This window comes from Streptomyces sp. NPDC091280 (assembly GCF_044768565.1).
Classification (GTDB): domain Bacteria; phylum Actinomycetota; class Actinomycetes; order Streptomycetales; family Streptomycetaceae; genus Streptomyces.
In genome coordinates this window covers 162,407-175,710 of the sequence record NZ_JBIVUZ010000009.1, presented here as the reverse complement: position 1 = coordinate 175,710, position 13,304 = coordinate 162,407, and the positions used below count along the sequence as shown (strand labels likewise).

General features: G+C 71.6%; 10 protein-coding genes and 1 tRNA gene. 6 read left to right on the top strand and 5 right to left on the bottom strand.

The annotated features are described in order from the left end of the window. Position 1 precedes the first annotated feature (1 nt). Positions 2–2,449 (bottom strand): SCO7613 C-terminal domain-containing membrane protein, encoded by a 2,448-nt coding sequence (locus tag ACIQPR_RS26960; protein ID WP_403653121.1) that lies wholly within the window; start codon positions 2,447–2,449, stop codon positions 2–4. Between the two features lie 65 nt (positions 2,450–2,514). Between ACIQPR_RS26960 and ACIQPR_RS26955 the strand changes: the two genes are divergently transcribed. After that, entirely contained in the window at positions 2,515–2,961 is a 447-nt protein-coding gene (locus tag ACIQPR_RS26955) for an SRPBCC family protein (protein ID WP_403653118.1), read from the top strand. A 39-nt stretch (positions 2,962–3,000) separates the two neighbouring features. Then, positions 3,001–3,072 (top strand) — tRNA-Val (locus ACIQPR_RS26950). Positions 3,073–3,132: 60 nt separating this feature from the next. On the opposite strand, the gene ACIQPR_RS26945 is transcribed toward ACIQPR_RS26950, so the two are convergent. Next, positions 3,133–3,861: a 3'-5' exonuclease gene (locus ACIQPR_RS26945; protein ID WP_403653115.1), complete on the bottom strand. Its 729-nt coding sequence runs from the start codon at positions 3,859–3,861 to the stop codon at positions 3,133–3,135. Between the two features lie 169 nt (positions 3,862–4,030). On the opposite strand from ACIQPR_RS26945, the gene ACIQPR_RS26940 reads away from it, so the two are divergent. From ACIQPR_RS26940 to thrS, 3 genes are all read left to right on the top strand, one after another. Beyond that, complete coding sequence (locus ACIQPR_RS26940; RefSeq protein ID WP_403653112.1) at positions 4,031–4,597, top strand: DUF4365 domain-containing protein; 567 nt, start codon at positions 4,031–4,033, stop codon at positions 4,595–4,597. Next, positions 4,594–5,817, top strand: coding sequence for a hypothetical protein (locus tag ACIQPR_RS26935; RefSeq protein WP_403653109.1), 1,224 nt, complete (start codon positions 4,594–4,596; stop codon positions 5,815–5,817). Before ACIQPR_RS26940 ends, ACIQPR_RS26935 begins: the two co-directional genes overlap by 4 nt. Before the next feature lie 113 nt (positions 5,818–5,930). After that, a complete protein-coding gene (gene thrS / locus ACIQPR_RS26930; RefSeq protein ID WP_403653106.1) occupies positions 5,931–7,907 on the top strand; it encodes a threonine--tRNA ligase in 1,977 nt (658 codons plus the stop codon). Positions 7,908–7,941: 34 nt separating this feature from the next. Here the strand turns inward: thrS and ACIQPR_RS26925 are convergent, their stop codons facing one another. Next, positions 7,942–8,598, bottom strand: coding sequence for a potassium channel family protein (locus tag ACIQPR_RS26925; RefSeq protein ID WP_403653103.1), 657 nt, complete (start codon positions 8,596–8,598; stop codon positions 7,942–7,944). 67 nt (positions 8,599–8,665) lie between these two features. Between ACIQPR_RS26925 and ACIQPR_RS26920 the strand changes: the two genes are divergently transcribed. After that, the gene (locus ACIQPR_RS26920; protein ID WP_019066352.1) at positions 8,666–9,226 is read left to right on the top strand and encodes an HIT domain-containing protein; all 561 of its coding nucleotides are present in this window, start codon (positions 8,666–8,668) and stop codon (positions 9,224–9,226) included. A 19-nt stretch (positions 9,227–9,245) separates the two neighbouring features. Here the strand turns inward: ACIQPR_RS26920 and ACIQPR_RS26915 are convergent, their stop codons facing one another. Continuing rightward, a complete protein-coding gene (locus ACIQPR_RS26915; RefSeq protein ID WP_403653100.1) occupies positions 9,246–10,913 on the bottom strand; it encodes a hypothetical protein in 1,668 nt (555 codons plus the stop codon). 164 nt (positions 10,914–11,077) lie between these two features. Continuing rightward, the gene (locus tag ACIQPR_RS26910) at positions 11,078–13,276 is read right to left on the bottom strand and encodes an elongation factor G-like protein EF-G2 (RefSeq protein WP_403653098.1); all 2,199 of its coding nucleotides are present in this window, start codon (positions 13,274–13,276) and stop codon (positions 11,078–11,080) included. Positions 13,277–13,304 lie beyond the last annotated feature (28 nt).

Sequence of the window (13,304 nt, the reverse complement as noted above, 5' to 3'; positions counted from 1 at the left end):
GCTAGTTCATCCTCCCCAGGACCTCCCGCACCCGCCGGGCGTCCCGGATCCGCTGCTCGTAGGTCGCGCCGACGGCCAGCAGCAGGAGTCCGGCGAGGGCGGGAGGCGCCCAGCGGGGGAGGGCGCCGACGACCTGGGCGAGATACGGGGCGAGTTCGTGCAGCGCGTCCAGCGCGAGGGTGGTGGCGCCGAGGACGAGCGGTGCCTGGAGCCGGTGCCGGGCGCCGAGGAGCGTGAGCGCCAGCGCGGCCGTGCCCAGCAGCAGCGGGCGCGTCCAGTGCGGGTCGGTCCAGGCCGCGAGGAGGCTCGGCGCGAGGGTGACGGCGAGCCCGGGGCCGTAGGCCGTCCAGGATGTGGCGTTCGGGTCGCGGCGTCTGCGCAGCGCGCCGACGAACAGCGCGGGGACGGTCACCGGTAGCGTGTACGCCTCGGGGTCGACGACGTTCCAGGTGCCCAGCCGCACCCAACTGGCGAGCACGAAGAGGGCGGCGGCCACATAGCCGAGGTTCCGGCGTTCGGGCCGTACCGCCGTGCCCGCCACGATCACCCCGCACAGGGCCAACACCAGCGCCAGCATGGGCAGTTCGGCCCCGGCGAGACCGATCGCCAGTACGCCCGCGACCGCGCCCGAGACTTCGACCACCACCGTCGTGACCGGATCGGTGAGCCGCGCGGCGAGCAGTGCCGCCGCCACCGGCACGAGAAGCACCAGCAACGCGGCGTGCTGCGGCTGCCATGCGAGCGAGGCGCCCACCGCACAGGCGAGGGCCGTGGCGTAGCCGAGGGAGAAGACGACGGTGACGCGGGGGAGGCGCCCGCGCCAGGCCGCCATCGCCAACAGGGCGGTCAGCGAGGCGAGTACGGCGAGCGTGGCCGTTTGGGACGCCAGCGAGAGAGTGGTCAGGCAGAGGGAGGCGAGCAGGGCGAGGACCGTCGCGGTGCGGTGCGTGAGGAGGAGCAGGGCCACGGCCACCAGTGCCTGCGTCAACAGGCTCATGGCGTACGGCAGTTGCAGCGTCGCCGGGACGATCGTCGCCGTCAGCCAGGTCAGCGTGAGGGCGCCGGCCAGGGCCCGAGGTCGCCACGTCGCGTTCCGGACCGTACCGGCGAGGACGGCGGCGACCGCCATGAGCGCCAGGGGAACGGTGCTCTGGTGCGCCGGCCATCCGATGTCCACCGTCGCCGCGGTCCGTGCGTCGTCCGGCGCGCCGGACCAGATCCGGGACACCCACGCGAGAGGGCCGAACAGCGTGGTGACGACGGCCGGCAGCGTCCACAGCAGGGCGACGGCCTGGACGACGGCGGAGGCCAGGCCGAGACCGCGACGCACCGGCTCGGGCAGTCGGCCCCGCACGAGCGCCAACAGGCCGATCCCGCACGCCAGATACCCCAGGACCGTCCAGTCGAACGGCAGCGGCACGCGCAGCAGACCGCCGAGCGCGGCGACCACCAGCAGACCGCCCACGGTGGCCGAGGCGGTCCGTAGCGCCGGGCCCGGGACGAGCCACGCGGCGCCGAACGCGCCCGCCGCCGCGAGAGCCAGGAGCGCCGCCGCACGGGCGGCGGCGCCCGGACCGGCCGCGATCAACGAGATCAGGCCGGTCGCCAGCACGCCCCAGCCGCCCATCGCGAGCGCGCCGCCGACGGCGACGACACGCACCGCCTTCGGGACGGCCCGGAGCGCGATCATCATGTCGATCACGGCGGTCAGCAGCACCGCCGCCGTGATCGTGTGCTTGCCGCCACCGGCCGCGATCACCCAGAGCACCAGGGTGAGTTGGGCGACCACGAGAGCGGCGGGGAGGGGGAGGCTCAGGGTCGGGGAGGCGGGCGCGGTGCCCGGTGCCGTGGAGTCGGCGGGGCGGGCGCCGGCCGGGTTCGGAAGGGCCGCCGTTCCGATGCCGTAGACCGCCCACAGCGCGGCCAGGACCGTCGTCGCGGCGGCGGCGAACAACGCGCCGTCCGCGTCCGCGAAGGCGACCTCGTGCAGGGCGTAGGCGTCCAGCACCGTCAGGACGAGACCGATGCCCGCGATCGACTCGGCCGTGGAACGCAGCCCGCGCCGCAGCAGCGCCACGGGCGTACCGAGCGCCGCCACGGTCACCGCGCCGAGCACCAGCGCCCGGCCCGCGATCCCCATGCTGCCCCAGCTGACCAGCGTGAACGCCGTCGCGGCGAGCGTGAGCAGGATGCCGCCGAGCAGGAGCAGCAGGTTCTGCACGCCGGGCGCGGTGGCCTCGCGGCGGGGCGGTGCGAACGGCAGCGGCGGCGGCACGGGCGCGGACCGGACCGGCTGCGTCATCGTCAGCAGCCAGGCCCGGCGGTGCAGCAACTGAGCGCGGCGGGCGTCGAGTTGGCGCAGCTCGGCATCGAGGAGCCGCAACTCCATGGCCGGTGGCGGAAAGTGCGTCATGACTCGGAGTGTGGTCCCCGTCACGCCGTAGGACATGAGTACGGGTACTCAAACGCTCCTGGTGGGTGGGAGACGGGCCGTCGGGCAGGCAGACTCCCGCCATGGACTGGACCCGTTACCGCTTCCGTGCCCGGTGGGAGCTGCCCGCGCCGCCCGCCGTCGTCTACCCGGTCCTGGAGCGGGCCGAGGAGTATCCGCGCTGGTGGCCGCAGGTGCGTGAGGTCGTCCAGCTCGACGCCACCACCGGCGTCATCCGCATCCGGGCGACCCTGCCCTACGCGCTGACCTTCACCGCGCGCGAAGTGCGGCGCGATCCGGTGGCCGGGGTGCTGGAGATCGCGATGACCGGCGACCTGGAGGGCTGGGCGCGCTGGACACTCACGGCCGACGGCCCCGGCACACTCGCCCGCTACGACCAGGAGGTCGACCTGAACCGGCCGCTGCTCAGGCGGTTCGCCGTACCCGGGCGGCCGGTGTTCCGGCTCAACCACGCGCTGATGATGCGGGCCGGACGGCGCGGCCTGCTCGCGTACCTGGAAGCGGTTTGAAGGAAACCCGCGCGGGCCTGTATTGTTCAGTCCGTTCCCGGGCGATTAGCTCAGTGGGAGAGCGCTTCGTTCACACCGAAGAGGTCACTGGTTCGAACCCAGTATCGCCCACCGGGGAAAACCGGTCCGCACCAGCGGGCCGGTTTTTTTGTGCGCGGACCCGGCCGCCGGCTACGCGGCCTCGGCCGTCAGGGCCGGGCGCAGTGGCCATGACTGGTCCACCGTCTCCGGTGTGCCGCTGCGGGTGAACCACGCCTGTAGTCCGCGTGCCTGGGCCGCGTGCCACGTCGACTGCAATGTGTGCAGTTCGGCGGGGGACAGCCGCTCCAGCCGGGTCGCGAAGCGGCGACCCAGCGCGCGTACCACCTCCAGGGAGGCCAGCGCGTCCGCGCCCGCGTCGTGGGCGCCCTCCAGCGTGACGCCGTAGTGCGCGCACAGGTCGGTCAGGGTGCGGCGGCCCTTGCGGTAGCGGTCCAGGTGTTTGTCCAGGACCCGGGGGTCCAGCACCCGCAGCGCCGTCGTCTGGAACCAGTGGTCCAGCGACGACGCGCGATGCCGGCGCAGCTCGCGGTCCAGCAGCGTCAGGTCGAACGGCGCGTTCATCACCACCAACGGGCGCCCCATGGCGGCCTGTTCGGCCAGTTCGTCGGCTATCTCGTGCATCACCGGCGCGGGCCAGCGGCCGTTGCGCTGAAGATGCTCGTCCGTCAGTCCATGGATCGCCGTCGCCCCGGCGGGCACCGGCACCCCCGGGTTCACCAGCCACCGGGCGACCCGGGGGCGGGCACCGGGGGCGTCCTGGACGACGACGGCGGCCGACACGATCCGGTCGGTCTCCACATCCACGCCCGTGGTCTCCGTGTCGAACGCGGCCAACGGGCCCTCGTACCAGCACGTCATACGTACACAACTCCTTGTTCACCCACGGCAGCTGACGCACCGTCTTCTGCCTGTTTGGTGATACCCGTGCTGTTTGCGCCGTACGCCGGAAGGACACAACAGGAGTGCGGGTCTTTGCAGTTCAGCGGCCCGGTACGGGGAAACACTTGGCGTGGAAGGCGATTTGGTCATGGTGATAGCGCAGCCCGAGCGGGGCGGGCTGCTGCCCGAACGGACGGCACCCCATCGCGGATCGCTCGCCACCACCGCCTGCATGGAGACCTTGCAGGTGGGCTATCTGCACGCCGTCGCCGCCGCGGCCGGCTGCTCGCTCTCGCAGCCCTTCCCGGACAACGGCATCGACTGGCACGTCAGCCACGGCTCGCCCGGACACACCGTCGACGACGAGGTCACCATCAAGGTGCAGCTCAAGTGCACCTACCAGATCCCCCCGAACCCGCCGGGACCCTCCTTCTCCTTCACGCTCGACAACGACCATCTGCGCAAGCTCGCCCGCACCCCGGTCTCGGTGCACAAGATCCTCGTCGTGATGCTCGTCCCGCGGTCCCAGGACGACTGGCTGCGCGCCAGCCACGACCGCCTCGACCTGCGGCACTGCTGCTACTGGGTCAACCTCGCCGGTCACGCGATCACCGGCCGGACCCGGACCACCGTGCGGATACCGACCGCGCGCATCTTCGACGACCGGGCGCTGTGCGAGATCATGACGCGGGTCGGGACGGGAGGCAGGCCATGAGGGACCGCTCGGTCGAGGAACACCAGAGGCCGGTACGACCCCACCCCGTGGACACCACCTCCTGGGAACGCCCGCCCGAGCCCGACCAGGTCGACCCCGCCGTCCTCGGCGCCCTGCTGCGCCGGCACGGCTGGCAGCGGCGCGGCGGCGCCCCCGGACGCTACGGCCGCTGGACCCCACCCGGGCCCGGCGGCTCGGGCACCAGCCTGCTGGTCCCCGAGAGCCGGGCCTTCCCCGACAGCGACGACCTCCTCGGCGAGGCGCTCATCGCCCTCACCCGCAGCAACACCCCCTCCGCCCGCGAGGTCCTCGTCGGGCTCGCCGTACCGAGCGACGAGATCCGCTGGTGGCGGGACATCCCGACCGGCCCGGCCGGCGCCGCGCCCTGGACCGTGGAGGAGCAACTCCGCGCCGCCGCACGGCAGATGCTGCTCGCCGCCGCCCTCGCCACCCGGGCCCGCGCGGGCTACTACGGCGCCCGCCACCGCCGTCCCGCCGCCGCGTCCCTGGAACACGTCCTCGTCGGCTCCGCCCCCGGCGGCCGGCAACTCACCGCGTTCGTCCCCGTCGACCCCGGCCGCACCCTCGCCGTACGCCTGCACCAGGCCCTGTACGCCACCCGCGAGGCCATCGACTACCAGCGGGCCACCGGCGGCATGGACGCCTTCGACGGGGCCGTCGAGGCAGGCGTCAGCCGCGAGTTGACCGAGGCCGTCGTCGCGCTGGTGCGCGGTACCGAGGGCGCCCGGATCGCCGTCGAGTGGGCGCCCGCCGCGGGCGTCCCCGAGGGCTGTGCCGCACGGGCCGAGGCCGTCGAGTTCTCGCCCGGCGACCTGCCCGTGCTGCGCGCGGCCGGCGCCCGCTATCTGCGCGAGGAACCCTCCATGCCGGTACGCGTCACCGGCTCGGTGGTGCGGATGCGCCGCTCGGGGCCGCGCGGCGAAGGCACCGTACGGATGCAGGTGATCGCCGGCGCCGAGGTCGGGCACGTCCGGATGACGCTGGACGAGGAGTCGTACCGGATCGCCGGGCACGCCCACCTCGTCGGGCTCCCGGTGCGCGTGCACGGGCGGCTGGAGAGCCGGGGCGGCTTCCGCCGGCTGACCGGCGCCTCCGGGGTCGTACCCGTACAGGTGGACGAGGCGGAGCGGGACCGGCTGATGAAGTCCCTCCAGGAGAACCTCGACTTTGTCGAGGAGGCGTGCAGCGGGGAGGACTGAGCCGGGGGAGGGGGTGCGACCGTTTCGCGGTGGGGCCCGTAGGGTCGGTACGATTCCCTCTTGCGCGCGCTCACGGTATGGCGCCGCATTCACCCAGCAGTCAGGAGAGACCGGTGTCAGACGTCCGTGTGATCATCCAACGCGATTCCGAGCGGGAAGAGCGCACGGTGACGACGGGCACGACGGCCGCCGAGCTCTTCGCCGGCGAGCGCTCGATCATCGCCGCGCGCGTGGCCGGAGAGCTCAAGGACCTCGCCCACGTCGTCTCCGACGGCGACGAGGTCGAGGGCGTCGAGATCTCCTCGCCCGACGGCCTCAACATCCTGCGCCACTCCACCGCGCACGTCATGGCCCAGGCCGTGCAGGAACTGTTCCCCGAGGCCAAGCTCGGCATCGGCCCGCCGGTCAAGGACGGCTTCTACTACGACTTCGACGTCGAGCGGCCGTTCACGCCCGAGGATCTCAAGGCCGTCGAGAAGAAGATGCAGGAGATCCAGAAGCGCGGCCAGCGCTTCTCGCGGCGCGTGGTGACCGACGAGGCGGCTCGCGAGGAGCTGGCGTCCGAGCCGTACAAGCTCGAACTCATCGGCATCAAGGGCTCCGCGTCCACCGACGACGGCGCGGACGTCGAGGTCGGCGGCGGCGAGCTGACGATCTACGACAACCTCGACGCGAAGACCGGCGACCTGTGCTGGAAGGACCTCTGCCGGGGCCCGCACCTGCCGACCACCCGGAACATCCCCGCGTTCAAGCTGATGCGCAACGCCGCCGCGTACTGGCGCGGCAGCGAGAAGAACCCGATGCTCCAGCGCATCTACGGCACCGCCTGGCCCTCCAAGGAGGAGCTGAAGGCGCACCTCGACTTCCTGATCGAGGCCGAGAAGCGCGACCACCGCAAGCTGGGCAACGAACTCGACCTGTTCTCCATCCCGGACCAGATCGGCTCCGGCCTCGCCGTCTTCCACCCCAAGGGCGGTGTGATCCGCCGGGTCATGGAGGACTACTCGCGGCGCCGCCACGAGGAGGAGGGCTACGAGTTCGTCTACACCCCGCACGCGACGAAGGGGAAGCTCTTCGAGACGTCCGGGCACCTGGACTGGTACGCCGACGGCATGTACCCGCCCATGCAGCTCGACGAGGGCGTGGACTACTACCTCAAGCCCATGAACTGCCCGATGCACAACCTGATCTTCGACGCGCGCGGCCGTTCCTACCGTGAACTGCCGCTGCGGCTCTTCGAGTTCGGGACCGTGTACCGGTACGAGAAGTCCGGCGTCGTGCACGGCCTCACCCGCGCGCGGGGCTTCACGCAGGACGACGCGCACATCTACTGCACGCGCGAGCAGATGGCCGACGAGCTGGACAAGACGCTCACGTTCGTCCTCAACCTGCTGCGCGACTACGGCCTGACCGACTTCTACCTGGAGCTGTCCACCAAGGACCCGGAGAAGTTCGTCGGCTCGGACGAGGTCTGGGAAGAGGCCACCGAGACGCTGCGCCAGGTCGCCGAGAAGCAGGGGCTGCCGCTGGTGCCCGACCCGGGCGGGGCCGCGTTCTACGGGCCGAAGATCTCCGTCCAGACGAAGGACGCGATCGGCCGGACCTGGCAGATGTCCACCGTCCAGCTCGACTTCAACCTGCCGGAGCGCTTCGACCTGGAGTACACCGGTCCTGACGGCTCCAAGCAGCGGCCGGTCATGATCCACCGCGCGCTGTTCGGGTCCATCGAGCGGTTCTTCGCGGTACTGCTTGAGCACTACGCCGGGGCGTTCCCGGCGTGGCTGGCGCCGGTGCAGGCGGTCGGCATCCCGATCGGGGACTCGCACGTGGAGTACCTGGAGAAGTTCGCCGTGGCGGCCAAGAAGAAGGGGCTGCGCGTCGAGGTCGACTCCTCCTCGGACCGGATGCAGAAGAAGATCCGCAACGCGCAGAAGCAGAAGGTGCCGTTCATGGTCATCGTCGGCGACGAGGACATGAACGCGGGCACGGTCTCCTTCCGCTACCGCGACGGCTCGCAGGAGAACGGCATCGCGTTCGACGCGGCCATCGCGAAGATCGAGCAGATCGTGGCGGACCGGGAACAGGTCTAGGGTTCCGCGCCTTCCGAGAGGCCCCCAGGGGAGTTCAGACCCCCGGGGGCCTCTCGTCGTCCTCCCGGGCGAAGACCTGGAGCAGCCAGGACGCGAAGGTTCCGGTGACCGCGCCGAGGAGGGCCAGGCCGATGGCCATCATTCCCACGGCGATCAGGCGGCCGAGCGGGGTGACGGGGGCGACATCGCCGTAGCCGACGGTCGCGAAGGTGGCGCAGGTCCACCAGACGGCGTCGCCGAAGGTCCTTATCGTCGCGCCGGGGGCCGCGTGCTCCTCGTGGTAGACGGAGAGGGCGCCGGCGAAGCCGAGCAGGACGGTGGACAGGCCGGCGTAGACGATCACGCGCGCGTGCAGCGCGAGCCGGGGTCGGCCGTGCCGGCGCTGCACGGTCTCGTAGACCTTGACGACCCGCAGCGGGCGCAGCAGGGGCAGCGCCAGCACCAGCGTGTCGAGGAGATGCGTCCGTACGAAGCGCAGCCGCTGCCCGCTGAGCCGCCAGCGGACCGCGTAGTCGACGGCGAAGAGCGCCCAGGCCGCGAACAGCACGGCCAGGCAGATGTCCTGCCAGCCGCCCGGCAGACCGTGGGCCAGGATGCGGACCGCGTAGGCGGCGAGGTAGACCATCGACGCCATGGCGAGCGGAACCTCGGTGCGGCGCTCCCACCGGGCCTTGCGACTGTCGTCGTCCATCGGTCCAGCTTGGCGGCGGGGGCCCAGCGCGCAACCCCGGCGACACGCCGCGAACGAGCGAAGCCATATGCTGACTTGCATGACGAGTGAGCCGGAGCAGCAGATCGGAGTGGGGACGCCGGACGCGTTCCAGCGCCTGTGGACCCCGCACCGGATGGCCTACATCCAGGGTGAGAACAAGCCGACCGGCCCCGGGGCCGACGACGGTTGCCCCTTCTGCTCGATCCCGGCCAAATCGGACGAGGACGGGCTGATCGTCAGGCGCGGTGAGCTGGTGTACGGGGTGCTCAATCTGTACCCGTACAACGGCGGCCATCTGATGGTCGTGCCCTACCGCCATGTCGCCGACTACACCGATCTGACCGACGCGGAGACCGTGGAGCTCGCGGCGCTCACCAAGCAGGCGATGACGGCCCTGCGGACCGCGTCCGGGGCGCACGGCTTCAACATCGGCATGAACCAGGGGAGCGTGGCGGGCGCGGGCATCGCCGCCCATCTGCACCAGCACATCGTCCCGCGCTGGGGCGGCGACACCAACTTCATGCCGGTGGTCGGGCACACGAAGGTGCTGCCCCAACTCCTCGCGGACACGCGGAAGATGCTGGCGGACGCGTGGCCCACGGCGTGAGCCACGCGGTCGGGTGCGGCTACGCGTCGTAGAGGTCGGCCTTCTTCGGCGAGACCTCCTGGACGCCGCCGCTGAGGGCCGAGGAGCGGGAGCTGAACTTGTCGGTGTCGACGCCGTTCTCGTCCAGGACGCGGATCGCCGCCGCGTGCACCACGCGCAGCACCGGGGTCGCGGCGCGCAGCGCGTCGTCCGCCATGAAGCGGTGGCGCCAGGGCTGATCGGCCCAGGCGTGCCGCAGGCCGAAGGGCTCGGGCAGGGCTATCGAACCGCCGAGCCAGTTCAGCAGCGGCGGGTACCAGGTGATGGGCGCGCGGACCGCGAGCCGTACGACCTCGTCGGCGGGGACGAGGGGGAGCTTGACGCTGCGGTTCTCCCAGGGCTTGAAGGTCTTCTGGACGCTCTTCGTGGGGGCTTCGGGCTTGCCGGTGAACAGGGAGTTCACCGGACCGAGCGCGTGCCCGGTGATCTCGATGCGCAGGGTCTTGTGCAGCACGGTGACCGTGATCATCATCGTGATGACCAACTGCCCTTCCCAGAGCGTCCATTGGACCCCCAGGTAGTGGCGGTCGCCCGCGCCGAACTGCTGCTTGTTGCAGATGTCCTGTATCGCGTGCGACTTGATCTGGTACGCCTCGACGTCCGTGCCGTCCGGCCGGGACACCGCCTTGGCGCCCTCGCCGACCGGTGTGACGATCCAGTGCCGTACCGACGCCTTCGGGAAGCCGCCGGTGTTGATGGTGTTCCGCTCCAGCATGCGCAGGTCGTCGTGGATGTTGCGGATGACGTCCCAGCTGCGGAAGGGGTGGATCTCGCGGTCGGCGTCGCGCGGGATCAGGTCCTCGGCGAGCTGCCAGCTGCCCCAGCGGGTGCCCATGCCCAGGATGCCCTTGGGCCCGGCGTAGAAGACCGAGTTGGACTGCTGCTCGGCGCTGAGCTTGGCCAGGGCCTGGCGCAGCTGCTCGGCCTGGGTCTCGCCGGGGCTGGTCGGCACCGCCTCGGGGACCTTGGCGCCGACGCTGCTGCCGGAGAGCAGGCTGTCCCAGCGTCCGCGCAGGTCCTTCGCGGTGTTCTCGCAGACCTGCTTGGCCCACAGCCAGCCGACGACCGGGAGGACGACGCAAGCGCGCGCGTACCAGGTCCAGAAGCCGGTGAAGGGCATCTTGATCAGGAAGATCACGGCGACCGCGCCCACCGCGACGAGCAGGGTGGTGGCGATGGCGCCGGCCCGCTTGTTCGTCTGGGTGCGCTTGTCGATCAGGCTGCGCAGCTGGAAGACCAGCAGCCAGACGATCAGTCCGGGCAGGAACAGCAGGCCGCACAGCACCATGATGGTGGACAGCCTGTTGTCCCGGGCGCGGCGGATGTTGTTGGCCGCCAGGGCGTGTTCCACGACGGCCTGCGGTTCGGTGCCGAACGACTGGATGAGCGGCTTGCGGCCGGGGCCGAGCATGCGGGAGACGACGGCTCCGGCGAAGGCCTCACCGAGGTTGGGGCGGAAGATCGTCGCCCACTTGCGGCCCTCGTTGACGGTCGTCTGGTGCCATTCGTTGTCGGCCTTCTTGATGTCCGCGACCGGGTTGTCCCGGTAGGCGGCCGAGGCCAGCGCGTAGGTCGCCGTCTGGCCCTCGTCGCCCGTACGCGGCACCTGTGGTCCGAAGATGTCCGCGTAACCGCTGTCAACGGTCATTCCCGCCCCCGATCGCCGCTGTTCCCGCTTCTGCGGCTTTCCCGACTTCCGTGCTCCGCACACCTGTTGATCAGGTCATCAGCGTATCGGCAGCCACGGACATTCGTAGGCGGACGGCCGAAGCCGCCCGCCTGCACCACGAGATCGTCGAACCACGGGTCGAACTACGGTGTGTCGCCCGCCTGTTCGCGGATCCGTTCGGCGATCTGCGGGGGCATCGGTTCGTGCCGGACGTAGGCGCGGTTGAAGCGGGCCGTGCCGTGCGAGAGGGAGCGGAGGTCGACGGCGTAGCGGCCGATCTCTATCTCCGGGACCTCCGCGCGGATCAGGGTGCGCCCGCCGGACGTCTGCTCGGTGCCCAGGACCCGGCCGCGCCGCCCGGAGAGGTCGCTCATCACCGTGCCCACGTAGTCGTCGCCGACCAGGACGGTCACCTCGGCCACCGGCTCCAGGAGGTGGATCCTCGCGTCGGCCGCGGCCTCCCGCAGGGCGAGCGCGCCCGCCGTCTGGAACGCGGCGTCCGAGGAGTCCACCGAGTGCGCCTTGCCGTCGAGGAGCGTGATCCGCACGTCGAGCAGCGGATGTCCGGCGGCGACTCCCTTGGCGGCCTGGGCCCTTACGCCCTTCTCCACCGACGGGATGAACTGCCGGGGCACCGCGCCGCCGATGACCTTGTCGACGAACTCGATGCCCGTGCCGCCCGGGAGCGGTTCGACCTCGATCTCGCAGATCGCGAACTGCCCGTGCCCGCCCGACTGTTTGACGTGCCGGCCGCGCCCCTGCGCCTTGGCGGCGAACGTCTCCCGCAGGGACACCTTGTGCGGGACGAGGTCGACCTGGACGCCGTAGCGGCTGCGCAGGCGTTCCAGGGCGACGTCCGCGTGGGCCTCGCCCAGGCACCACAGGACGACCTGGTGGGTGTCCTGGTTCTGCTCCAGGCGCATGGTGGGGTCCTCGGCGACGAGCCTGCTCAGGCCCTGCGAGAGCTTGTCCTCGTCCGCCTTGCTGTGCGCCTGGATGGCGAGCGGCAGCAGCGGGTCGGGCATCTCCCAGGGCTCCATCAGGAGCGGGTCGTCCTTGGCCGAGAGGGTGTCCCCGGTCTCCGCGCGGCCCAGCTTCGCGACGCACGCGAGGTCGCCCGCGATGCAGTGGGTGAGCGCCCGCTGTTGTTTGCCGAAGGGCGCGGACAGGGCGCCGACGCGTTCGTCGACGTCGTGGTCCTCGTGCCCCCGGTCGGCGAGGCCGTGCCCGGAGACGTGGACCGTCTCGTCGGGGCGCAGGGTGCCGGAGAAGACGCGGACGAGGGAGACCCGGCCGACGTAGGGGTCGGAGGCGGTCTTCACGACCTCGGCGACCAGCGGCCCGTTCGGGTCGCAGGCCTTGAGTTCGCGCGCCCGGCCGTCGACCGTCGTCACCCCGGGCGCCTCGCGCTCCAGCGGGGTCGGGAAGCCGCGTGTGATCAGCTCCAGGAGCTCGACCGTGCCCAGGCCCTGGCGGGCGCCCTCGGCGGCGGGGGCGGCGGCCAGGACGGGGAAGAACACCCCGCGTGCCACGGCCCGCTCCAGGTCGCCGATGAGCGTCTTGACGTCGATGTCCTCGCCGCCGAGATAGCGGTCCATGAGGGTCTCGTCCTCGCTCTCCGCGATGATCCCCTCGATGAGCCGGTTGCGGGCCTCCTCGATCCCGGGCACCTGGTCCGCGCCGGGCTCGGACTCCTTGCGCTCCCCGGACGCGTAGTCGAACAGCTTCTGCGACAGCAGCCCCACGAGCCCGGTCACGGGCGCGTGCCCGTCGGGCCCCGGCGCGCCGTGCAGCGGCAGGTACAGCGGGAGCACGGCGTCGGGGTCGTCCGCGCCGAACGCCTCCGCGCAGGTGCGGGTCATCGACTCGAAGTCCGCGCGGGCCGACTCCAGGTGCGTGACGACGATGGCGCGCGGCATGCCGACGGCCGCGCACTCCTCCCACACCATGCGGGTCGAGCCGTCCACCCCGTCCGAGGCCGAGACGACGAAGAGGGCCGCGTCCGCCGCACGCAGACCGGCCCTCAACTCGCCGACGAAATCGGCGTACCCGGGGGTGTCGAGAAGATTGACCTTGTACCCGTCCCAGTCGACGGGCACCAGGGAGAGCTGCACCGAGCGCTGCTGGCGGTGCTCGATCTCGTCGTAGTCGGAGACGGTGCCGCCGTCCTCCACGCGGCCCGCCCGGTTCACCGCCCCCGCGGTCAGCGCGAGGGCCTCCACCAGAGTCGTCTTGCCCGATCCGGAGTGGCCGACCAGCACCACATTCCGTACGGACGCGGGGTGGTCGGCCGCCGTAGCCCTGCCGGCGGCTCCGGGGTGTGCGTTCGCCTTGTCGCCCATGGCCTTGCCTCCCGTGCACGGTGAGGTC